Here is a 21,554-nt window from a genome sequence, read left to right on the forward strand (position 1 = left end):
GGGCCAGCCGGGCCAGCCGGTCCGCCTCGCGGCGCCACCGGCGGGACTCCGGGTGCCGCCCGGCGCGCAGGGCGGCCACAAGGGCCTCGAGGTCCGCGCCGTCCGGCCGCAGGTCTAGGGCGAGGGCCGCCGTCGTCTCCGCCGCCGCCTCCGCCCCCACCCACGCGGCGCCGGCGAGCAGGGCGTGGCCGAGGGCCGGGTCCACGGGCAGGGCCGAGAGCGTCCGGCCGTGGTCGGTGACCCGCCCGTCGCCGTCCACCGCACCGAGGGAGGCCAGGCGCCCCGTGGCGGCGGCCAGCGCGGCGGACGGCGGATCCTCGGGCAGGACCAGGCCCTGCCCGCCCGGGGCGCCCCATGCCGCGAAGGCCAGGGCCACCGCGTCCAGGTCCGCCACCGCGAGCGCGGGCGTCGGTGCGGCCGGCGCGGCGCCGAGGGCCGCGGCGGAGTGGCAGCGGACCACGGTGCCGGGACCCAGGCGGGCGGCACGGCCGGCGCGCTGGCCGGCGGAGGCACGGGAGGCCTGCACGGTGGCCAGGCCGGTCATGCCGCGGGCCCGGTCCCGGCGGGGCTCGCGGGCCAGCCCGGAGTCCACCACGAGGCGCACCCCGGGCACGGTGAGGGAGGACTCGGCGACGGCGGTGGCCACCACCACCCGTGGGGCCCCGTCGGGGGCGCGGCCGGCCAGGGCGGCGTCCTGCTCCTCGGGCTCCTGCCGCCCATGCAGCACCCGCACCTCGGTCCCGGGGGCGAGCGCGCGGATCCGGCCGGCCACGTCCTCCGCCTCGCCGGCCCCCGGCAGGAACACGAGCGCGTCCACGTCCGGGTCCGCCTCGAGCGCCCGGGCATGCGCGCGGACGGCCACGCGGGCCACGTGCTCCAGGAACCCCCGGTCCACGCGGCCCTCGGGGGTCAGTCGGGGTGCGCCGAACGGCTCGTGCTCCTCCGTCAGGGGGTGCTGCACGGCCGGGGTGCGCACCACCGGCACGGGCTCCTCCCCCATGCCGCGGGCCCACCGGTCGGCGAGCGACTCGGCGTCCACCGTGGCGGACATGGCCAGCAGCCGCAGCTCGGGGCGCAGCTGGCGCAGGTCCGCCAGCAGGGCGAACAGCACGTCCGTGTCCAGGTCCCGCTCGTGGACCTCGTCCAGCACGACGGCGCCCACGCCTTCCAGCCCCGGGTCGCCCAGCAGACGGCGCACCAGCAGGCCGGGGGTCACGAACTCCACGGCGGAGCGGCCCCCGCCCACGGCGTCCCCGCGCACCGCGTAGCCGGCCGTCGCGTCCGCCTCGGCGCGGGACAGCCCCGCCGCCAGGAGCGCCCCGTGCAGCCGGCGCCACGCCGCGCGCACCGCGACGCGCCGCGGCTGCGTCACCAGGACCCGCCCGCCGGCCGCGCGGGGCAGGCCCAGGGCCACCACCGGCGGCACCGCCGTGGTCTTGCCCGTGCCGGGCGGGGCGTGGACCACGGCCGCCCCGCGCTCCGCGAGCGCCTCCTCGAGCTCCGGCAGCACCGCGCGCACGGCGAGGTCCGCGGCGAGGCGGCCGGCCGCCGTCGTGAGGGCGCGGCGGGCGGCGGGCGTGAGGGCGGCGGGGGCGGGGTCAGGGGTGGTCATCGCCCTCCATTGTGGTCCGCGCGCGCCTCCGCGGTGGGCGGGCCCCGGACCCGCTGTGCGGCGGGGTCGCGCCGACTAGGCTGACGCCATGGAGTCCCCCGTGCAGCACCGCCTCGACCGCCTCGTCGCCGCCCACCCCGCCGGCGACGACGGCGCGGGCGCGCTCGCCGGCGCCGTGGCCACCGTGGGCGGGGACCACTACACCGCCGGGCCGCTCGAGCCCGTCGCCCTGGCCTCCCTGGCCGCCCCCGTGGTGCACGCGCTCGCCGTGGAGGACCTCGGCCCGGAGCGGGTGGGCGAGGCGGTGGCCGCGGTGCCGCGTGCGGACGAGGCGCACCGCCTCGAGCTCGAGCCCGGCACGGGCCGCCCCCTGCACGCGCTGCAGAACGCGGGCGTGGTCACCCTGGCCGGCCTCGTCAAGGGCCGCGGCGGACGCGACCGCGCCGCCCGCCTCCTGCAGCTGCTGGCCGCGCTGATCGGCCGCGAGACCACGCCGACCGAGGCGGCCGTGCGCGCCGAGTCCCGCGCGCAGCACCACACCCGGGCCGCGGCGTGGCTGCTGCGCTCGGCGGGGACGCTGGACGCGGACCCGGAGGCGGTGCTCGAGGACGTCGCCACCCTGCGCGCCGCCCCCGTCACCGTGGCGGACCTGGCCCTGCTGGCCGGCACCCTCGCCGCCCACGGCGTGCACCCCGTCACCGGCGAGCGCGTCCTCGGGCAGGAGACCGTCCGCGCCGTGCTCTCCGTCCTGGACGCGTGCGGCATGGACACCCTGGACGGCGCCTGGGCGTTCGACGTGGGCCAGCCGGGCTGGGCCTCCTCGCGCGGCGGCACCGTGCTGGTGGTGGTGCCCGGCCACATGGGGATCGCCGTGCACTCGCCCCGCGAGGCCGAGGACGACGACGTCCTCCCCCGCGCCGCCCTGCAGACCCTGCGGACCCTGGTGCGCGAATTCGAGCTGCACCCCTCGCAGGCCGCCGGCTCCCCCCGCGCGGCCTTCCGCTCGCACTACCGCGTGGACCAGGCCCCCTCGGGGTCCGTCCGCAGCGCCCGCGTGCTCGAGGCCCTCGCCGCCCACGGCGACCACGCCCACGTGATCGAGCTCGGCGGACACGTGGGCTTCAGCCAGGTGGACGCCCTCGCCCACGTGCTGCGCACCCTGCCCGAGTCCCTCGAGACCCTCGTGCTGGACATCCGCTCCGTCAGCTCGGTGTCCCACGCCGCACGCGTGATCGTGGCGCAGTGGTTCGCCGGGGCGCTCGCGGACGGCCTCGACGTGCTCCTGGTGGACCGGGACTCCGCCGCCGTGGAGGCCCTGCTGGCCGCCGCCCGGGAGGCCGGCGTGGACCTGCCGGACCCCTGCACCGACGACGACGAGACCCGCCCCGGCTGCTCCGGCGCCGCGTTCCAGTTCTTCGACTCCCGCTCCCGCGCGGCCCAGTGGGCCGAGCAGCGCCTGCTGGCGCGGCACGCCCCCGAGCTGCTGCCGGACTCCGCGGAGGAGGCCGCGATGGCCCCGCTGCTGCAGCACCTCTCGGAGGAGGACGCCCGGACGCTGGAGTCCATGATGGACGAGCGCGTCTACGAGGACGGGCAGATCATCCGTCGCGCCGGCCAGCCGTTCGGGGGGATCTACGTGATCACCTCCGGCCGGGTCGAGCTCACCGGCCAGGGCACCGGCGGCCGGCGCGTGCGCCGCACCGTGCTGACCCCGGGCATGACGTTCGGCGAGATGGCGCTCGGCCAGCCGGGCCGGCAGCCCTCCACCGTGCGTGCCCGCGGCCGGGTGACCACGCGCGTGCTCACCGCCCAGGTGATGTACGCCCTCCAGGAGGCGTCCCCGCGGCTGGCCATGGTCCTGTGGGAGGCCCTGGCCCGGGACGCGTTCACCGCCCTGGGCCAGCTGATCCGGGAGACCGGCGCGCTGCAGGACTGAGCGCCCCGCCGGCGGACGCGACCCGCGGGGGCCGCGCCCGCTGAGATCCTGCCCCGAGCCGGGGCGTCAGCGGCCCAGCACGTGGCGCAGCGCGCCCTCCAGGGCCGGATGGCGCATCGTGTAGCCCGAGGCCACGATCCGGTCCGCCACGGCCTTCTGGTCCGCCTCCACCGTCTCCGCCGCCCCCTCGGCGCCGAGCAGCAGGCGGGGGCCGAACCCGGGGACCGGCAGGGCGGACGGACGGCGCAGCACGCTCCCGAGGGTGCGGGCGAACTCCTTGGCCGTGACCGGCTCGGGTGCGGTGCCGTTGTAGGGGCCGGCGACGTCGTCGTCCAGGACGGCGTGCGCCAGGATCCCCGTGATGTCGTCCAGGCCGATCCAGCTGATCCAGGGGCTGCCGTCGTGGCTCTGGCCGCCGGAGACGGCCATCGGCCCGCCGGCGCCGATCAGGAACAGGGGCAGCATCCGCTGGAGCATGCCGCCGTCCGGGGAGAGCACCACGCCGATCCGCACGCGCGCCACCCGCACGCCCAGCGCCTCGGCGGCCACGGCCTCGGCCTCCCAGTCGGAGACCACCTCGGCGAGGAAGTCGTCCCCGGCCGCCAGCTCCTCCACGAGGCCGGAGCCGTAGGGGCCGGTCCCGGCGTCCGCGCCGTACCAGCCCACGGCGGATCCGTTCACCAGGTCCGGCCGGTCCTCGGGGTCGAGCGCGGCGATCGCCTGCACGAGGGTGCGGGTGCCCTGCACGCGGGAGGCGTGCACCGCCTCCTTGTGCCCGGGGGTGAAGCGCCCGGCGATCGGCTCGCCGGCCAGGTTCACCACGACGTCGGCCGCGCGCAGCGCCTCGGCGTCGACGGTCCCCCGCAGCGGGTCCCACAGGGCGGTGTCCTCTCCGGTCACGGCCCGGGCGTCCCGGACCAGGCGGATCACCCGGTGCCCGCCGGAGCTCAGCAGGGCGCACAGCTGCGTGCCGATCATCCCGCCCGCGCCCGTGACCGCGACGGTGCGGCGCGGACCGCCGGTGAGCGGGCCGGGGTGGGCGGCGTGGAAGTCCAGGTCCTCGGCGAGCACGCGGGCCCGGTAGGCGAACTGGCGGCGCAGCTCGGCCTCGAACAGCGCCTGCGCCTTCGCCGAGGCCGCCCCGCCGACGCTGGGCACCCGGCCCAGCAGGGACTGCGCGGGCAGCGCGTACTCCACCCGGTCCAGCACCACGGTGCCGGGGCGGCCGTCCGGGGCGTCCGCCTCGCTGGGGGCCGCGTCCTCGAACAGGTGCGTGTGGGTCCAGGCGGCGAGCGGGCCGGAGGCCATCTCGTCCCGGAACATCCGCCCCTCCTCGAACGCCGTGTGCCGGGCCGTCCACGGGACCTTCGGCGTGGCCGCGGCGGGGATCCGCCGGGCCAGGCCGGCCGGCAGGGACCCCTTGAGGAAGCCGCCCGCGGTGTCCGCCAGCAGCCCCGCGCCGCCGGGGGCGGCGATGCGCAGGCGCGTCTCTGAGCCCACGGCCAGCCCGTCCGTGGGGCCGGACACCAGCTCGGAGGCGAAGGGCGGGTTCAGCCGCTGCAGCGCGCCGGGGTTCGACATCCACCCCCACACGGTCTCGCGGGGGTGGGCCAGGAGGGTGCGGTGCTCGAACACACGGGTCTGCGTCATGGGCCCACTGTGGCACACGCCTCGGACAGGGCATCGGGTCGGGGCGCGGCACGGGAGAATGGGGGCGACCGACGACGCCGTCCCGTGAGGAAGCCATGACCCACCCCGCCGCGATGCTCCCCGAGCTGCGCTGGACCGCCGCCGCCCTGCCGGACACCGAGATGACCCTCGTGGCCGTCTACTCCCCCGAGGACGACGCCGTCCGCGCCTCCGGGGTGGCCGTCCCCGCGGACACCGAGCCGCCGGCCGCGGCGATCGGCCGGCTGCTGCTGGAGCTCATGGACCGGCTCGAGGCGCTCGCCCCGGCCACCGCCGAGCGGGAGATGGACCCGCGGCCCGTCGAGCCCCGCGCGGGTGTCGAGCAGCCGGTGGCCGACGCGCTGGCCGCCTACGCCGCCGGGGACCTCGCCGCGCTGGACGGCCTCGCCGTCGTCCAGCCCGGCACCGCGTTCCGCCAGGCCGCGTGGGCCGCGCTGCGCGAGGTGGCCCCCGGCGCCCCGGTCACGTACGGGGCACTGGCCGAGCGGGCGGGCTCGGCCCGTGCCGTGCGCGCCGCGGGCGGGGCCTGCGCGGCCAACCTGGCCGCCGTCGTCGTGCCGTGCCACCGCGTGGTGCCCGCCTCCGGCGGCACGGGGGGCTACCTGTACGGGACGGCCGCCAAGGCGGCCCTCCTGGCGCACGAGGCCCGGCACGCCTGAGACCCCGGACGGAGAGGACCTCCCGCTGTGCGCAGGGTCGGCCAGGCAGCCCGGAGGGGCCGCAGCGCTCAGCTCACTTCGAGAGCTTCGCGATGATCGCGTTGAGCGTCTCGGAGGGGCGCATCACGGCGGAGACCTTCTCGAGCGCCGGCGAGTAGTAGCCGCCGATGTCGGCCGGGCTGCCCTGGACGCCGTTGAGCTCGTCCACGATCTTCTGCTCGTTGGCCGCGAGCTCCTCGGCGATCGGCTTGGCGGCCTCGGCCAGCGCGGCGTCGTCGGTCTGCTTCGCCAGCTCCTGCGCCCAGTACAGCGCCAGGTAGAAGTGCGAGCCGCGGTTGTCGAGCTGGCCGGCCTTGCGCTCCGGGGACTTGCCCTCGGTGAGCAGGGTGCCGGTGGCGGCGTCGAGGGTGTCGGCCAGCACCTGCGCGCGGTGGTTGCCGTTGTGGGCGGCCTCGTGCTCGAAGGACACGGCCAGGGCGAGGAACTCGCCGAGGGAGTCCCAGCGCAGGTGGTTCTCCTCCACCAGCTGCTGCACGTGCTTCGGGGCGGAGCCGCCCGCACCGGTCTCGAAGAGGCCGCCGCCGTTGATCAGCGGGACGATGGAGAGCATCTTGGCGGAGGTGCCCAGCTCGAGGATCGGGAACAGGTCCGTGTTGTAGTCGCGGAGCACATTGCCGGTCACGGTGATGGTGTCCTCGCCGCGGCGCATGCGCTCCACGGTGAACTTCGTGGCCTCCACCGGGGACATGATCCGCAGGTCCAGGCCCTCGGTGTCGTGGTCCTCGAGGTACTGCTCGACCTTCTTGATGAGCTCGCGGTCGTGGGCGCGGGTCTCGTCCAGCCAGAACACGGCGGGGGTCTGGGAGGCGCGGGCGCGGGTCACGGCCAGCTTCACCCAGTCCTGCACCGGGACGTCCTTGGTCTGGCAGGCGCGCCAGATGTCCTCGGCCTCGACCTCGTGGGAGAACAGGACCTCGCCGGCGGAGTTCCTCACCTCGACGGTGCCGTCCGCCTCCATGACGAAGGTCTTGTCGTGCGAGCCGTACTCCTCGGCCTTCTGGGCCATCAGGCCCACGTTCGGCACGGTGCCCATGGTGGTGGGGTCGTAGGCGCCGTTGGCCTTGCAGTCGTCGATGACCACCTGGTAGATGCCGGCGTAGGAGGAGTCCGGGATGACGGCCAGGGTGTCCTGGGTCTCGTCATCCTTGTTCCACATCTGGCCGGAGGTGCGGATCATGGCCGGCATGGAGGCGTCCACGATCACGTCGGAGGGCACATGGAGGTTGGTGATGCCCTTGGCGGAGTTCACCATGGCCACGTCCGGGCCGTTCTCGTACGCGTCGGCGATGGCCTTGCGCACGCCCTCCGCGGTCTCGGCGTCGAGCTGGTCCAGGCCGGCCTCGATGGCGGCCAGGCCGTTGTTCGGGTCCAGGCCGGCGGCCTCGAGCTGCTCGCCGTACTGGGCGAAGAGGTCGGCGAAGTAGGCCTTCACCACGTGGCCGAAGATCACCGGGTCGGAGACCTTCATCATGGTGGCCTTGAGGTGGGCGGAGAACAGCACGCCCTCCTCCTTGGCGCGCTTCACCTGCTCGGCCAGGAACGCGTCCAGGGCCTTGGCGGACATGAACGTGCCGTCCACGACCTCGCCCTCGAGGACCTTCAGGCCCTCCTTGAGGACCTTCTTCTGCCCGTCCCTGCCGGTGAACTGGATGGTGAGGACGTCGTCGGCCGGGAGGGTCACGGACTTCTCGTTGGCGCGGAAGTCGTCCGCGCCCATGGTGGCGACGGCGGTCTTGGAGTCCTTGCTCCACTCGCCCATCGAGTGGGGGAACTTCTTGGCGTAGTTCTTGACCGCCTTGGGGGCGCGGCGATCGGAGTTGCCCTCGCGGAGCACAGGGTTCACGGCGGAGCCCTTGACGGAGTCGTAGCGCGCCTTGGCGTCCTTCTCCTTGTCGGTCTTCGGCTCGTCCGGGTAGTCGGGCAGCGCGTAGCCGTCGGCCTGCAGCTCCTGGATCGCGGCGCGCAGCTGCGGCACGGAGGCGGAGATGTTGGGCAGCTTGATGACGTTGGCCTCGGGGGTCTTCACCATCGCGCCGAGCTCGGCGAGGGCGTCGTCGGTGCGCTGGTCCTCGGGCAGGACGTCGCGGAAGGCGGCCAGGATGCGGCCGGCCAGGGAGATGTCCCGGGTCTCCAGCTCGACGCCCGCGGTGCCGGCGTACGCGCGCACGATCGGCAGCAGGGAGGCGGTCGCCAGCATGGGCGCCTCGTCGGTCAGCGTGTAGATGATCTTCGACATGCGGTGCTCTCTCCTTCGCACGGGGCGCGGTCCGCGCCCTGAGAGTCGTGGATGCAGTGTTTCCGGCGTCACTCTACCGGCGGCGCGTCCCACTCCCCAGAGCACGACGCCGGACGTCCCGGCGTCGTGCTCCATCGGCATCAGCCGTGGAAGAAGTGGCGCGCCCCGGTGAGGTACATCGTGATCCCGGCGGCCTCGGCCGCGGCCACGACCTCCTCGTCCCGCACGGACCCGCCGGGCTGCACGACGGCGCGCACGCCGGCGTCGATCAGGATCTGCAGGCCGTCCGCGAACGGGAAGAAGGCGTCCGAGGCGGCCACGGCGCCGCGGGCCCGCTCCGGGGCGCCCTCGCCGGAGACGTTCTCGGCGCCGCCGGCGGAGGAGACGTCCTGCCCGCCGGTCTGCGCCGCGCCCAGGGTGTTGGCGCGCTCCACGGCCAGGCGGCACGAGTCGAGGCGGTTGACCTGGCCCATGCCGACGCCGACGGTCGCCCCGTCGTGCGCCAGCAGGACGGCGTTGGACTTGGCGGCGCGCACGGCGCGCCACGCGAAGGCCAGGTCGGCGAGGGTCGCCTCGTCCGCGGCCTCGCCGGCGGCGAGGGTCCAGGCGGCAGGGTCGTCGCCGTCGGCGTCCACCGCGTCGGCGATCTGCAGGAGCATGCCGCCGGAGACCTGCTTGGCCTCCACCCCGTCCCGCGCGAAGCCCTCGGGCAGGGCCAGCAGGCGCAGGTTCCTCTTGGCGGTCAGGACCTCGAGCGCGTCGTCGTCGAAGGAGGGGGCCACCACGACCTCCGTGAAGATCCCCTTGACCTGCTCGGCCATGGCCTTCGTGACGGGGCGGTTGGCGGCGATCACGCCGCCGAACGCGGAGACCGGGTCGCACGCGTGGGCCTTGGCGTGGGCCACGGCCACGTCCTCGCCCTCGGCGGCCACGGCCACGCCGCAGGGGTTGGCGTGCTTGACGATCGCCACGGCGGGGACGGCGTGGTCGAAGGCGGCGCGCACGGCGGCGTCGGCGTCCACGTAGTTGTTGTAGCTCATGGCCTTGCCGTGCAGCAGCTCGGCCTGGGCCACGCCCGGGGCGGCCTCGCGGTCCACGTAGAGGGCGGCGGGCTGGTGCGGGTTCTCGCCGTAGCGCAGGGTCTCGGCGCGCTCGAGCGCGAAGCCCGCATAGGGCGGGAAGACGGGGGCGTCCTCGGCGTCGGCGTCCTCGCCGAAGTGCGCCGCGGTCCAGGCGGCCACCGCGTTGTCGTACGCGGCGGTGTGGGCGAAGGCCAGCGAGGCCAGGCGGCGGCGGGTGCGCAGGTCGAAGCCGCCGGCCTGCGCCGCGGCCACCACGTCCCCGTAGCGGGCCGGGTCCACCACCACGGCCACGGACGCGTGGTTCTTCGCGGCCGCGCGCACCATGGAGGGCCCGCCGATGTCGATCTGCTCGACGACGGCGTCCTCGTCCGCCCCCGAGCGCACGGTGTCCACGAACGGGTAGAGGTTCACCACCACGAGGTCGAAGGGCTCCACCTCGAGGTCCGCCAGCTGCGCCACGTGGTCCTCGCGGCGGCGGTCGGCCAGGATGCCGGCGTGCACGCGCGGGTGCAGGGTCTTCACGCGCCCGTCGAGGCACTCCTGGAACCCGGTGACGTCCGCGACCTCGGTGACGGGGACGCCGGCCGCGGCGATGCGCTGGGCGGTCGAGCCGGTGGACACGAGGGAGACGCCGGCGGCGTGCAGCCCGGTGGCGAGCTCCTCCAGCCCGGTCTTGTCGTACACGGAGATGAGGGCCCGCTTGAGCGGGACCTCGTCCAGGACGGTGGTGGCGGGCTGGGCAGAGGACACGGGGGCTCCTTCACGCGGGTCGAGCGCGGTGCGCGTCCCGTCGCAGCACGTGCGCGGGCGCCTTCCGCAGGCCGCGGACCAGTCTAGGTGGAGGGGGGCCCGCGACGACGGCGCCCTCCCCAGGGCGCCGGGCCGCGCCCCCGGCCCGGGCACGGGCCTGTCCCCGGGCGGACCGGGGCGCGCATACTGTCTTCTGACCGGCCCGGGCTCCCGCGGGCCCACCGCTACGGAGGCTCCGCCGTGCCCTCGTCCGTCCACCCCTCGCCCGCCGCCCCCGGGCACGCGTCCGCCGTCACCGGCGAGACCGTGGTCCAGGAGCTGCCCTGGCGCTGGTCCGTGCAGGGCCGCATCTTCCTGATCGGCGGCCTCGGCTTCATGTTCGACGCGTGGGACGTGACCCTCAACGGTGTGATGATCCCGCTGCTGACCAAGGAGTGGGGCCTGTCCAAGGCGGACGCCGCCTGGATCGGCACCGCCAACCTGATCGGCATGGCCGTCGGCGCCTTCCTGTGGGGCACCATCGCGGACCGCATCGGCCGCAAGGCGGCGTTCACGTGGACGCTGCTGATCTTCTCCGTCTTCACGCTGGCCGGTGCGCTCTCGGACTCGCTGCTGTGGTTCGCCGTGTTCCGCTTCCTCGCGGGCATCGGCCTGGGCGGCACGGTGCCCGTGGACTACGCGCTCGTGGGCGAGTTCACCCCGAAGCGCCTGCGCGGCCGGGTCCTCACCGCCATGGACGGCTGGTGGCCGGTCGGCGCCGCCCTGTGCGGCCTGGTCTCCGCGTGGCTCGTGGGCACGTGGGGCGACTGGCGCCTGCCGCTGATGGCCATGGTCCTGCCCGCCCTGCTCGTCTTCGCCGTGCGCCTGGGCATCCCCGAGTCCCCGCTCTACCTCATGAGCCGCGGCCGTGAGGCGGAGGCCCGCCGGATCGTCGACGGCATGGTCGAGCGCACCGGCGCCGAGCACCGCGACTACGTGATGCCCGCGGTCGAGCCGCAGCGGACCGGCGCCGGCGGCGCCGTGTTCGCCCAGCTGGCGGCCGTGTGGCGGTACTCCCCGCGCATCACCGCCGCCGCGTGGCTGCTGTTCGTGGCCGTCATGCTCGTCTACTACATCGCCCTGCAGTGGCTGCCCACGTTCCTCATCGAGGCGGGCTTCGAGCAGTCCCGCGCGTTCATCACCACCTCCGGCATGGCCGCCGCCGGCCTCGTCGGCGTCGTCGTGTCGGCCGTCCTCGTGGAGGCCACGGGCCGGCGCTGGCTGCTGGCGGCGAGCGCCGTCGTCGCCTCCGGCCTGCTGGTGTGGCTGGCCGCCGTGCTGGGCGTGCCCGGCGCGGCCCTGCCGCTGGTGCTGGCGTACGGGTTCACGGTGCAGATCGCGATCCCCGTGCTCTACACCTACGTCTCCGAGCTGTACCCGACGACGCTGCGCGCCTCCGGCTTCGGCTGGGCCTCCGCCGCCTCGCGCGTGGGCGCCGGCCTGGGTCCGCTGGTGTTCGTGGGGACCCTGGTGCCGGCCCTGGGCCTGCCGGGCGCCTTCGCGGTGACCGGCGGCCTCGTGCTGCTCGCCGTGGCCGTCATGTTCGTGTGGGCCCCGGAGACGCGCGGGCGCGCGCTCGAGGTGGCCGAGGACTGACCTCCCGCTCCGCCCGGGGAGGAATCCCTCCCGCTCCGGCGGCTCGGGGCCTACCGTGGTGGTCATGACCCAGCCGTACCGTCCGCAGCCCGGCCCGCCGACCGTCGTCGTCCAGCAGTCCCGCAACACCCTGATCGGGTACCTGCTGTGGTTCTTCCTGGGGCACCTGGGCGTGCACCGCATGTACGTGGGCCAGTGGATCACCGGCCTCGTGCAGCTGCTGCTGTTCTGGGGCGGCACCGCCACCGCGTGGCTGCTGATCGGCTGGATCCCGCTGGCCGTGTGGTTCGTGTGGTGGGTGGTGGACGCGTTCACCCTGCCCGCGAAGATCCGGGCGGCCAACGCGCGCGAGGCCCGGCGGGCCCACCCCCCGCAGACGCGCACCCTCTGACCCCGCCCCCGGGCGACGACGGGCCCCGCCTCCTCGAGGCGGGGCCCGTCGGGTGCGTGGACGCGGGACCGGTTCAGATCGCGGGGACGGCCCGCCCCTCGGCGAGCTCCCCGAGCACCCGCAGCAGCAGCGCCCGCTCCTGGACCTTGATGCGCTCGTGCAGGGTCTCCTCGGTGTCCGTGTCCAGCACGGGGACGGCGGCCTGGGCCAGGATGGGGCCGGTGTCCACCCCGGCGTCCACCAGGTGCACGGTGCAGCCGGTGACCTTCACCCCGTGGGCCAGGGCGTCCCGCACCCCGTGCGCGCCCGGGAAGGACGGCAGCAGGGCCGGATGGGTGTTCACGATCCGGCCCGCGAAGCGCTCCAGCACCGGCGCGCCGAGGATCCGCATGAACCCGGAGCACACCACCCAGTCCGGCTCGCGGGCGGCGATCGCGTCCGCGAGCGCGGCGTCCCACGCGGCGCGGGAGGCGTGCTCGCCCGGGGCCACGGTGAAGGTCTCGATCCCGTGGGCCTCGGCCCGGGCCAGGCCCTGGGCTCCCGGGACGTCCGAGCCGACGGCCGCGATCTCGACGGGCAGGGCCCCGGAGGCGACGGCGTCGAGGACCGCCTGGAGGTTGGTGCCGGAGCCGGAGACGAGGGCGAGGATGCGCATGGCCCCCATCGTAGGGTGAGGGGGTGTCCGCCACCCCGCCCCCTCCCGTGACCCCGCCGGCCCGCCGCCCCGAGGGCGAGGACCCGGCCCGTGCCCGCGTGGGCCGCCGCCTGCTGTGGCAGTCCGCGGTGCTGCTGGCCATGGTGCTGACGTTCACACTCGTGCTGCCGTGGAAGCTCGTCTCCCCCGTCCTGGCTGTCGTGGCCCTCGTGCTGGGCGTGCTCGTGTGGACCGGGTCGCGGGGCCTGGACCGCTCCGGGACGGCCAGGGCCGCGGCGGGGGCGGGGTCCGCGCTCGCCCTCGTGGGGCTGACGGTGGGGCTGCTCCCGGCGCTGCTGTGGAACGAGACGACCGCCTACGAGCAGTGCACCGGCTCAGCGGTGACCGTCCGTGCCCAGCAGGAGTGCGCCCGGGAGTTCACCCGACTGGTGGAGGAGCGCACGGGCGTGACCCAGCTGGGCGGCTGAGGCCGCCCGCCGATCCGCGGCCGACGCCCCGGTCGGAGCTCAGCCCCGGGGGCGACGCGGCCGGGCACGGGGTACCCGCACCGGACGCCCCGGCCGCACCGGGCCGTCGCCCGTCTCCCGGGCGTGGCCCCCGGACGGGTCCGGGCGTGCCGGCTCCTCCGGCGGGGTGTCCGGCCGGGCGCCCCCGCCGGCGCCCAGGGCCGTCGAGCCGGCCCCGGTGGGGACCCGCTGCTGCGCCGGCGCCTCCCGCCGCGCCTCGATCGGCTCCGTCCGGGGGCCCGTGGCGGGCGCCGGGGACGTCGCCTCGGCCCGCTCCGCGGCGTCGTCCGCCTCCGCGACGCCGCGGTCGGAGGCGGGGACCTCGTCGTCGGAGGGCTCGCCCTCCCGCGCGGCGGGCCCGGGCGCGACGGCCGTGGAGCCGCGGCCCAGGAGGCGGCCGAGGTGCGGGGCCGGCAGCGCGGGCAGGCGGAGGCGGGGCCCCTCGCCGTCCTCCGCGACGTCGGCGTCCCGGGCTCCGGCGAACGGCAAGATCAGGGTGCGCCCGGCCCGGACCGGACGGTCCATCACGGTCAGGGCCACGAGGTAGCCGGCCGCGCAGCCCAGCGCCGTCCAGCCGGCCACCGCGAGGCACACGGGCGCCACGGAGGAGCCGATGCGCGTGAGCGTGCCGACCCCCAGTGTGCCCTGCGTCAGGGACAGCGGCACCAGCAGGAACAGGGCCGTCAGCAGGCCCAGGAGGACGGACTGGACGAGGGTGGAGAGGGTGAGCGAGGCCCAGCGGGCGTCGAGGCGGGCGGCGAGCCAGTCGTCGAGGTGGTTCTCCCCCTCGCGCAGCAGCCACCAGCCCGCGAGTGCGCCGGCCGCCACGGGCACGAGCACGAACACGGGGAACCAGGGCTGCCAGGTGGCGGGCAGCGCCTCGAGCACGGGCAGTGCGGGCACCGGTGCGGGATGGGCGCCGAACACCGAGTAGAGGCTCTCCGAGCCCACCCGGAAGCCCGGCCCCGCCGTCCAGGCCACGGCCCACGCCGTGAGGGTCGGCAGCCAGCCGATCTGCAGCAGAGCGAGCATGAGGCCCCCGACGGGGCCGGCGTCGACCATCTGCTGCACCCGCACCGCGGAGGCCCAGTGCACGGCCAGGGCGAGGGCCACGAGCAGGGCGTTGAGGGCCACGAGCCCGGCCAGCGCCACCCCGGCGGCCCGGGCCAGCGCCCACGCGTAGGTGCCCGCCCAGCGCTCGTACTGGGAGCGCCGGGCGATCCGCTCCGTCAGGTCCAGGCCGATCAGGTGGGCCCACGTGCCGGCCTCGCGCCGGGCGCCGGCCACGGCCGCCGCGGTGAACAGCAGGCACGGCAGCAGCACCCCCGGCCACGGGTCCACGGACAGCCGGCCCGCCCCCGGCAGGAGCGCGCAGGTCAGCGCCACCGCCCCGTACGCGGCCACCGCGCCCGCGAGCGCCTGCCACGCCTGGTCCCGGTACGACGCGCGGGCCAGGCGCCGCCCCGCCCGCCAGCTCAGCCAGAGCGGCAGCAGGGTCAGGCCCCACGGGACGAGCCACACGGTGCTCGTCAGCGCCTGCGCGTCCGCGGCCGGCAGCGGGGTGGTGACCGTCACGGGCACCGCGTGCAGGCCGAGCCACAGGGCGCCGCCGGTCTGGACCACGTCCTCGATGTGCGAGCCGGAGAAGCCGCCGGTGATCCACACCAGCAGGGTGGGAACGAGCACCGCGGCCAGGCTCGTCAGGGCGGTGACGAGGGCCTCCACCACCCCCTGGAGCCACAGGGGCAGGGGCACGGGGCGCAGGAGGCTCGGGACGCGGGGGTTCACCCGTCTATGGTGCCACCCGGGGGGACGCGCCCGCCGGACCGGGCCGGCGTCGTGCGGCACCGAGTGTTCACCGCCGTGCCACCGGCGGGTCGCCCGGGCCTGACCGCGCCGTGGCCTTGTGCCCCTAGCGTCGGGGCCATGCGCGTCGCCGTGATCGCCGAGTCGTTCCTGCCCCACATGAACGGGGTCACCCACTCCGTCCTGCAGGTGCTGCGGCACCTGCGCTCCCGGGGGGACGAGGCGATCGTGATCGCCCCGGCCGCCTCGTGGACCGCGGGCTGGACCCAGCGCGGCGGCGCCGGCCAGGCGCCCTCCGAGGTGGAGGGCTTCCCCGTGGTGGCCCTGCCGTCCGTGCCGATGTCCGGGTACGCCTCGGTGCGCGTGGCCTACGGGACCGTGGCCCGCCTGCGCGGGCTGCTGGCCGCCTTCCGCCCGGACGTGGTGCACATCGCCTCCCCCTTCGTGCTGGGCTGGCGCGCGGTGCAGGCCGCGGAGGAGCTCGGCATCCCCTCGGTGGCCGTGTACCAGACCGAGGTCCCGCGGTACGCCGCGAAGTACGGCGCCCCATGGCTCGAGGACGTGCTGTGGAACCACGTGGTGCGCCTGCACAACACCGCCACCCTCACGCTCGCCCCGTCCTCCTTCACGCTGCGCCAGCTGCACCGCGTGGACGTGCGCCGCGTCCACCTCTGGGGCCGCGGCGTGGACACGCAGCGCTTCCACCCGGCCAAGCGGGACGGGGCCCTGCGCGCCGAGCTCGCCCCGCACGGCGAGCGGCTCATCGGCTTCGTGGGCCGGCTGGCCCACGAGAAGCAGGTGCAGGATCTGGCCGTGCTCTCCGACCTGCCCGGCACCCGGCTCGTGGTGATCGGCTCCGGCCCGCTGCGCGAGCAGCTCGAGCGCCGGCTGCCTGGCGCGCACTTCGCCGGGTTCCAGGGCGGGGAGGACCTGGCCCGCCACGTGGCCAGCCTGGACCTGTTCGTGCACCCCGGCGAGTCGGACACCTTCGGCCAGACCCTGCAGGAGGCCATGGCCTCCCGGGTGCCCGTGGTGGCGGTGGGCCGGGGCGGCCCCCTGGACATCGTGGACTCCTCCCGCACCGGCTGGCTCTACGAGCCCGGCCGTCTGGACGAGATGCGCGAGCGCGTGGCGGACCTGGTCCACGACGACGCCAAGCGGGACGCCTTCGCCCAGGCCGCGTGGGCCTCGATGCAGGGGCGGACGTGGCCCGTGCTGTGCGAGCAGCTCGTGGACCACTACGAGCGCGCCGTCCGCGTGCAGCGCCGCCGCCGCGGCGAGCTCGCCCGGCGCTTCCTGGACATGCCCGGCTCCCTGGCCGGCCGCGCGGGCCGCGGGTTCGGCTGACCCGGCCCGGCGCGCCTAAGGTCGGGGGCATGACCGCCACCGACGTCCTCGACCTGTCCTCCCCGCGCCGGCTGGCCGGACGCACCGTCCGCCCCGTGGGCTTCGGCTGCATGAACCTCGACCACGGGTACTCGCGGTTCCCGGACCCGGCCGACGCCGTGGACCTGATCGTGCGGGCCGTGGAGGACGGTGCCGACCACCTGGACACCGCCACCCTGTACGGGCGGACCGCGAACGAGCGCCTCGTGGGCGAGGCATTGCGCCGCCTCGGCGCGGCCGCCCGCGAGCGCGTGCTGCTGGCCTCCAAGTGCGGGCTCACCCGGGACCCCGACCGGCCCGTCGACGGCCGGCCGGAGACGCTGCGCGCCCAGGTGGACGCGTCGCTGGAGCGCCTCGGCCAGGAGCGGATCGACCTCTACTACCTGCACCGCCTGGACCGGCAGGTGCCGGTGGAGGAGTCGGTGGGGGCCCTGGCCGAGGCGGTGGCCGCCGGGAAGATCGGCCACGTGGGGCTCTCGGAGATCTCGGCCGCCACGCTGGAGCGGGCCGCGGCGGTGCACCCGATCGCGGCCGTGCAGAACGAGTACTCGCTGGCCACGCGCAACCCCGAGTGGGGCCTGCTCGAGGCCTGCCGACGCCACGGCACCGCGCTCGTGGCCTTCTCCCCCGTGAGCCGCGGGCTGCTCACCGACGCCCCGCCCGCCATGGAGACCCTGCCCGAGGAGGACATGCGCCACCGGATGCCGCGCTTCCAGGAGCCCGCGTGGCGGACGAACCTCGCGCTGCGCGACCGCCTCGCCGCCGAGGCCCGCCGCCTCGGCACCGCAACGGCGTCCCTCGCCGTCGCGTGGGTCCTCGCCCAGGGCGAGGACGTGCACGCGCTCCCGGGGACCACGTCCTGGGCGCACTGGACCGAGGACCGGGACGGCCAGGCCGTCCGCCTGACCGCCGACGACGTCGCCCGCCTCGACGCGATCGTCAACCACGCCACCGTGGCGGGGCCGCGGTACAACGATGCGCAGCAGGCCACGGTGGAGACCGAGACCTCCCCCTCCTGAGTCGCGGAGGCGGCCTCCGCGCTCGTCGGGCCCGGGTCGTCGACGTCGTGCAGGTCACATTCGCGGGCTGATCTGCGGTCCCTGCCACACTGGCTCCGATGCCCCCGTCGGAGGGGCCACGGCAGCGTCGCCGGGCACGGGTCCCCGTCCGTCCGGACGCGCCCGGCCCCGCATCGACAACCGACGCCCCGCAGGGCGTCAGACCAGTGGAGGTAGTCCCATGCATCAGGCCCTCGAGACCCTGCGAGACCAGGTCTTCGCCCGCAACCCCGGCGAGGCCGAGTTCCATCAGGCCGTGTCCGAGGTCTTCGCCGCCCTGGACCCCGTGGTGGAGCGCCACCCCCAGTACGTGGAGGCCGGCATCCTGCACCGCATGTGCGAGCCGGAGCGCCAGATCATCTTCCGCGTCCCGTGGGTGGACGACCAGGGCGTGGTGCAGGTCAACCGCGGCTTCCGCGTGGAGTTCAACTCGGCGCTGGGCCCGTACAAGGGCGGACTGCGGTTCCACCCGTCCGTGTACCTGGGCATCATCAAGTTCCTGGGCTTCGAGCAGATCTTCAAGAACGCCCTGACCGGCATGCCGATCGGCGGCGGCAAGGGCGGCTCCGACTTCAACCCGGCCGGCCGCTCGGACGGGGAGGTCATGCGCTTCTGCCAGTCCTTCATGACCGAGCTGCACCGCCACATCGGCGAGCACACGGACGTGCCCGCCGGCGACATCGGCGTGGGCGGCCGCGAGATCGGCTACATGTTCGGCCAGTACAAGCGCCTGACCAACCGCTTCGAGGCCGGCGTGCTCACCGGCAAGGGCCTGACCTGGGGCGGCTCGCTCGTCCGCACCGAGGCCACCGGCTACGGCGCCGTGATGTTCGCCGACTCGATGCTCCGCACCAAGGGCGAGTCCATGGACGACCAGCAGGTGCTGATCTCCGGCTCGGGCAACGTGGCCATCTACGCCGCGGAGAAGGCCGCCTCCCTGGGCGCCACCGTGCTGACCGCCTCGGACTCCGCCGGCTACGTGGTGGACCCCGCGGGCCTGGACCTGGACCTGCTCAAGCAGATCAAGGAGGTCGAGCGCGGCCGCATCTCCGAGTACGCCGAGCGCCGCGGCGGCGCCGCCCGCTACGTGGCCGGCGGCTCCGTGTGGGACGTGGACGGCACCGTGGCCCTGCCCTGCGCCACCCAGAACGAGCTGGACGAGACCGCCGCCAAGGGCCTGGTGGAGCGCGGTGTGAAGGCCGTGGCCGAGGGCGCCAACATGCCCACCACCGAGAAGGCCACCGAGCTGTTCCTGGACGCCGGGGTGCTCTTCGGCCCGGGCAAGGCCGCCAACGCCGGCGGCGTGGCCACCTCCGCGCTCGAGATGCAGCAGAACGCCTCCCGCGACTCGTGGGACTTCGGCTACACCCACGAGCGTCTCGAGAAGATCATGCGGGACATCCACGACCGCTGCGTGGAGACCGCCGAGGAGTACGGCACGCCGGGCAACTACGTGGCCGGCGCGAACATCGCGGGCTTCATCAAGGTCGCCGACGCGATGCTCGCCCAGGGCGTCGTCTGATCCGAGCCCGGGGCTGAGCCCTCCGGCCCGCCCGGCCGACCGCGCGCCCGGTGTCCCGCCAGAGTGGCCGCATGACGTACCCCGCCGCCCTCTCCCGTTCACTGCTGCCCGGCCACGGGCCGCTGCTGGTGCTCGGGGCCCGGGCCCCGTTCCGGGACGCGGTGGCCCCGCTCGACGTCCTGGCCCGCGCGCACCCCGGGATGGTCGGGGCCTGGGCCACGGCGGCGACGGAGGAGACGCTCGGCTCCCGCGCCGCGGTGCGGCGGTGGGAGCGGGCGTGGGGGTTCGCGGAGGGTCGATCGGAGTCGGCCGGTGAGTCGTACAGCCGGGCGCTGATCCACGAGCTCGACTTCGCGCCGCCGTCCTCCCTGCAGCAGCGGCACGTCGACGCGACGGGGCGGGAGGTGGCCCGGACCGACTTCTGGTGGGCGTCCGTCGGGGTGGCTGGGGAGTTCGACGGCCTCGGCGAGTACGACCTGCCGCTCCACCGCGGGGACGAGGCCGCCCGTCGCGCCACGGTCCGCCGGGAGAAGGAGCGTGAGGTCGCCCTGCAGTCCGTGACCCGCGGGGTCGCCCACTGGACGTGGGCCGACCTGCGGCAGCCCGAGTGGCTGGCGCGGATCCTCACGGCCTACGGGATCCCCCGCGCCCGGTGAGGGGCCGCTCTGGCGCGGGACCTCCTCCGACCGACCCTGTGCGACATCACCGCCGTCCTGACCGGCGGTGATGTCGCAGGGCCTCGGTCAGCCGGAAGAACCCTGCGGGGATGTCGCAGGGCCTCGGTCAGCCCGCCAGCGCCGCCTTCTGCTCGGCGGTGAGCCGCACGGGGCGGCCGGTGTCCCCGTCCACGAACACCATCACGGAGGCGGCGGTGGCGCAGAGGGTGTCGTCCACGCCGTCGTAGAGCTCGTAGCGCACCTCCACGGACACCGCCTTCACCGCGGCGACGCCGACGCGCACCCGCAGCGGCACGGGCCGGTACGGCATCTGCGCGCGGTACTTCACGGTGTGCTCGGAGACGAACGTCCGCACGCCCGGAGCGACGCCCTCGAGCAGGTCGATCGGGGCGGTCCCCCCGCCGCCGGCACCCGTGTTCGCGGGCACCCCGAAGGCGGCCACGCGGGCCTCCTCCAGCAGCTGCACCACGGCGATGTTGTTGATGTGCCCGTAGGCGTCCATGTCCGCCCAGCGCAGGGGGACGCGGACCTCCACCCACCGGCCGGGGGCGTCCCCGCCGGAGGCGCCGCGCGTCGTCGTGCCGCTCACGCCCGCGCCCCGTCCGGGGTCAGGACTGGGCCGAGACGTCGACGTCCCGGGCCTGGTCCTGGTCGGCGCCCGTGGCGGGGAGGGGGTGGCCCTCGCCGCCCCGCCTCCCCGCGTGGGCGGCCTGGGCGGCCTCGTCCTCGCCGAGGATGTCCTCGAGCCAGCCCTCGGGGTGGACGTCCACGAAGTCCACGGGCAGGATGCCCAGGTCCTCGAGCTGGTTGGACAGCGCGGCGCCGTCCGGGCCGTAGCACCACGGGATGCCCGGGGTGGAGTGGCGGGTGTCCTCCGCGCGGCCGCCGGCGAGCAGGGCCTCGGACGGGGTCAGCTGGCGGATGACGATCGCCTTGACCTTCTCCGGGTGCCTCGTGGCGAACTCGGCGTAGATCTCGGGGTCGTGCTGGCCGTCGTCGCCCACCAGGATCCACTGCATGTCCGGGAACTGCTCAGCGAGGCGCTCGAGCTGGGTCACCTTGTGCTCCTGGCCGGAGCGGAACCAGCGGTCCTTCGTGGGCCCCCAGCTGGTGAGCAGCAGCGCGCCCAGCGGGTACAGGTTGCGGCCCAGGAAGCGGGTCAGGGTCTGCGCCACGTTCCACGCCCCGGTGGACAGGTACACGACCGGCGCCATGGGCTCGGCCTCCGCGATCCGGCGCAGCAGCACCGCCATGCCGGGGGTGGGGGTGCGGGCGTGCTCGTCGATCACGAACGAGTTCCACGCCGCCAGCAGCGGGCGCGGCAGGGAGGTCACCACCACGGTGTCGTCGATGTCGGAGACCAGGCCGACCTTCGCCTCGGGCGACGTGATGTAGAGGTCCATGGTGACCTCCTCGTCGTCGCCCACGCTGAGGGTGGCGGTGCGCCAGCCGGGCTCGAGCTCCACGTCGAGGACGACGTCGACGACGCCCATCCGATCCGCGCGCACCGTGGTGGTCAGGTCGCCGACCTGCACCTGCACCTGCGCGTAGGCCATGGGCGGGGCCACGAAGTTGCGCCAGCCGTGCACGCCGTCCGCCACGACCTTCGAGAGGCGGCGGCCGTTGAGGAAGTCCTCATCGTTCGCGATCACCACGCGGGAGAGGATCCGCACCCACGAGGTGCTGCCGTAGCCCGTGAACGCCATGAGCGTGGGCACGTAGCCCTTCTTCAGGGCCCGGGAGCGGTGCCAGCGGTTCCAGGACTCCTGGAGATGCGTGGCGAGGTTCTCGGCGGAGGTGGGTCCGCCGTCCGTGGCCAGGCGCTGGCGGCGGGCGGGATCGGACTGGGCTGCGGAGGCGGCGGAGGGCGCGGACATGGGACCAGTATCCCGCA

The 21,554-nt window shown here is 75.6% G+C and carries 17 protein-coding genes; 9 read left to right on the plus strand and 8 right to left on the minus strand.

The genetic code is table 11. The features are described from left to right. A partial coding sequence (locus Q4D18_RS06285) for a DEAD/DEAH box helicase (RefSeq protein WP_303126636.1) occupies window positions 1-1,612 on the minus strand: 1,612 nt, incomplete at its 3' end. Window positions 1,613-1,700: 88 nt separating this feature from the next. Here Q4D18_RS06285 and Q4D18_RS06290 point away from each other — a divergent pair. Then, window positions 1,701-3,548 (plus strand): glutaminase, encoded by a 1,848-nt coding sequence (locus Q4D18_RS06290; protein WP_303126637.1) that lies wholly within the window; start codon window positions 1,701-1,703, stop codon window positions 3,546-3,548. Between the two features lie 66 nt (window positions 3,549-3,614). On the opposite strand, the gene Q4D18_RS06295 is transcribed toward Q4D18_RS06290, so the two are convergent. Further along, entirely contained in the window at window positions 3,615-5,198 is a 1,584-nt protein-coding gene (locus tag Q4D18_RS06295) for a TIGR01777 family oxidoreductase (RefSeq protein WP_303126638.1), read from the minus strand. Window positions 5,199-5,293: 95 nt separating this feature from the next. Between Q4D18_RS06295 and Q4D18_RS06300 the strand changes: the two genes are divergently transcribed. Beyond that, window positions 5,294-5,896 (plus strand): methylated-DNA--[protein]-cysteine S-methyltransferase, encoded by a 603-nt coding sequence (locus Q4D18_RS06300; RefSeq protein WP_303126640.1) that lies wholly within the window; start codon window positions 5,294-5,296, stop codon window positions 5,894-5,896. Between the two features lie 73 nt (window positions 5,897-5,969). On the opposite strand, the gene Q4D18_RS06305 is transcribed toward Q4D18_RS06300, so the two are convergent. Then, window positions 5,970-8,192 (minus strand): NADP-dependent isocitrate dehydrogenase, encoded by a 2,223-nt coding sequence (locus tag Q4D18_RS06305; RefSeq protein WP_303126642.1) that lies wholly within the window; start codon window positions 8,190-8,192, stop codon window positions 5,970-5,972. Between the two features lie 140 nt (window positions 8,193-8,332). Next, on the minus strand, window positions 8,333-10,024 hold the full coding sequence (gene purH / locus Q4D18_RS06310) for a bifunctional phosphoribosylaminoimidazolecarboxamide formyltransferase/IMP cyclohydrolase (protein ID WP_303126643.1): 1,692 nt from the start codon (window positions 10,022-10,024) through the stop codon (window positions 8,333-8,335). A 240-nt stretch (window positions 10,025-10,264) separates the two neighbouring features. Between purH and Q4D18_RS06315 the strand changes: the two genes are divergently transcribed. Together Q4D18_RS06315 and Q4D18_RS06320 are read left to right on the plus strand one after the other, a co-directional pair. After that, window positions 10,265-11,659 carry an MFS transporter gene (locus Q4D18_RS06315; protein WP_303126645.1) on the plus strand — a complete coding sequence of 465 codons (1,395 nt, stop codon included), beginning with the start codon at window positions 10,265-10,267 and terminating at the stop codon, window positions 11,657-11,659. Window positions 11,660-11,723: 64 nt separating this feature from the next. Further along, window positions 11,724-12,050 (plus strand): TM2 domain-containing protein, encoded by a 327-nt coding sequence (locus Q4D18_RS06320; RefSeq protein WP_303126647.1) that lies wholly within the window; start codon window positions 11,724-11,726, stop codon window positions 12,048-12,050. A 73-nt stretch (window positions 12,051-12,123) separates the two neighbouring features. Here the strand turns inward: Q4D18_RS06320 and purN are convergent, their stop codons facing one another. Next, entirely contained in the window at window positions 12,124-12,705 is a 582-nt protein-coding gene (gene purN / locus Q4D18_RS06325) for a phosphoribosylglycinamide formyltransferase (protein WP_303126648.1), read from the minus strand. A 23-nt stretch (window positions 12,706-12,728) separates the two neighbouring features. Between purN and Q4D18_RS06330 the strand changes: the two genes are divergently transcribed. After that, entirely contained in the window at window positions 12,729-13,172 is a 444-nt protein-coding gene (locus tag Q4D18_RS06330) for a hypothetical protein (RefSeq protein ID WP_303126649.1), read from the plus strand. Between the two features lie 39 nt (window positions 13,173-13,211). On the opposite strand, the gene Q4D18_RS06335 is transcribed toward Q4D18_RS06330, so the two are convergent. Continuing rightward, on the minus strand, window positions 13,212-14,999 hold the full coding sequence (locus tag Q4D18_RS06335; RefSeq protein WP_303126651.1) for a DUF6350 family protein: 1,788 nt from the start codon (window positions 14,997-14,999) through the stop codon (window positions 13,212-13,214). Between the two features lie 138 nt (window positions 15,000-15,137). On the opposite strand from Q4D18_RS06335, the gene Q4D18_RS06340 reads away from it, so the two are divergent. From Q4D18_RS06340 to Q4D18_RS06355, 4 genes are all read left to right on the plus strand, one after another. After that, on the plus strand, window positions 15,138-16,364 hold the full coding sequence (locus tag Q4D18_RS06340; RefSeq protein WP_303126653.1) for a glycosyltransferase family 1 protein: 1,227 nt from the start codon (window positions 15,138-15,140) through the stop codon (window positions 16,362-16,364). Between the two features lie 29 nt (window positions 16,365-16,393). After that, the gene (locus Q4D18_RS06345; protein WP_303126654.1) at window positions 16,394-17,422 is read left to right on the plus strand and encodes an aldo/keto reductase; all 1,029 of its coding nucleotides are present in this window, start codon (window positions 16,394-16,396) and stop codon (window positions 17,420-17,422) included. Window positions 17,423-17,642: 220 nt separating this feature from the next. Continuing rightward, window positions 17,643-18,983 (plus strand): NADP-specific glutamate dehydrogenase, encoded by a 1,341-nt coding sequence (gene gdhA, locus Q4D18_RS06350; RefSeq protein ID WP_303126655.1) that lies wholly within the window; start codon window positions 17,643-17,645, stop codon window positions 18,981-18,983. Window positions 18,984-19,054: 71 nt separating this feature from the next. Beyond that, on the plus strand, window positions 19,055-19,639 hold the full coding sequence (locus Q4D18_RS06355) for a hypothetical protein (RefSeq protein ID WP_303126656.1): 585 nt from the start codon (window positions 19,055-19,057) through the stop codon (window positions 19,637-19,639). 127 nt (window positions 19,640-19,766) lie between these two features. Here the strand turns inward: Q4D18_RS06355 and Q4D18_RS06360 are convergent, their stop codons facing one another. Next, window positions 19,767-20,249, minus strand: a complete 483-nt coding sequence (locus tag Q4D18_RS06360) for a thioesterase family protein (protein WP_303126657.1) — start codon at window positions 20,247-20,249, stop codon at window positions 19,767-19,769. A gap of 19 nt (window positions 20,250-20,268) precedes the next feature. Next, window positions 20,269-21,537 carry an App1 family protein gene (locus tag Q4D18_RS06365; protein ID WP_303126658.1) on the minus strand — a complete coding sequence of 423 codons (1,269 nt, stop codon included), beginning with the start codon at window positions 21,535-21,537 and terminating at the stop codon, window positions 20,269-20,271. Window positions 21,538-21,554 lie beyond the last annotated feature (17 nt).

The organism is Micrococcus sp. (assembly GCF_030523875.1).
Classification (GTDB): domain Bacteria; phylum Actinomycetota; class Actinomycetes; order Actinomycetales; family Micrococcaceae; genus Micrococcus.

Excerpts from the sequence above, each read along its gene's own strand:
- Q4D18_RS06345 (WP_303126654.1), top strand. The coding sequence starts at position 16,394 with ATGACCGCCACCGACGTCCTCGACCTGTCCTCCCCGCGCCGGCTGGCC.
- purN (WP_303126648.1), bottom strand. The coding sequence starts at position 12,705 with ATGCGCATCCTCGCCCTCGTCTCCGGCTCCGGCACCAACCTCCAGGCG.
- Q4D18_RS06290 (WP_303126637.1), top strand. The coding sequence starts at position 1,701 with ATGGAGTCCCCCGTGCAGCACCGCCTCGACCGCCTCGTCGCCGCCCAC.
- Q4D18_RS06365 (WP_303126658.1), bottom strand. The coding sequence starts at position 21,537 with ATGTCCGCGCCCTCCGCCGCCTCCGCAGCCCAGTCCGATCCCGCCCGC.
- gdhA (WP_303126655.1), top strand. The coding sequence starts at position 17,643 with ATGCATCAGGCCCTCGAGACCCTGCGAGACCAGGTCTTCGCCCGCAAC.
- Q4D18_RS06340 (WP_303126653.1), top strand. The coding sequence starts at position 15,138 with ATGCGCGTCGCCGTGATCGCCGAGTCGTTCCTGCCCCACATGAACGGG.
- Q4D18_RS06295 (WP_303126638.1), bottom strand. The coding sequence starts at position 5,198 with ATGACGCAGACCCGTGTGTTCGAGCACCGCACCCTCCTGGCCCACCCC.
- Q4D18_RS06300 (WP_303126640.1), top strand. The coding sequence starts at position 5,294 with ATGACCCACCCCGCCGCGATGCTCCCCGAGCTGCGCTGGACCGCCGCC.
- Q4D18_RS06320 (WP_303126647.1), top strand. The coding sequence starts at position 11,724 with ATGACCCAGCCGTACCGTCCGCAGCCCGGCCCGCCGACCGTCGTCGTC.
- Q4D18_RS06305 (WP_303126642.1), bottom strand. The coding sequence starts at position 8,192 with ATGTCGAAGATCATCTACACGCTGACCGACGAGGCGCCCATGCTGGCG.
- Q4D18_RS06355 (WP_303126656.1), top strand. The coding sequence starts at position 19,055 with ATGACGTACCCCGCCGCCCTCTCCCGTTCACTGCTGCCCGGCCACGGG.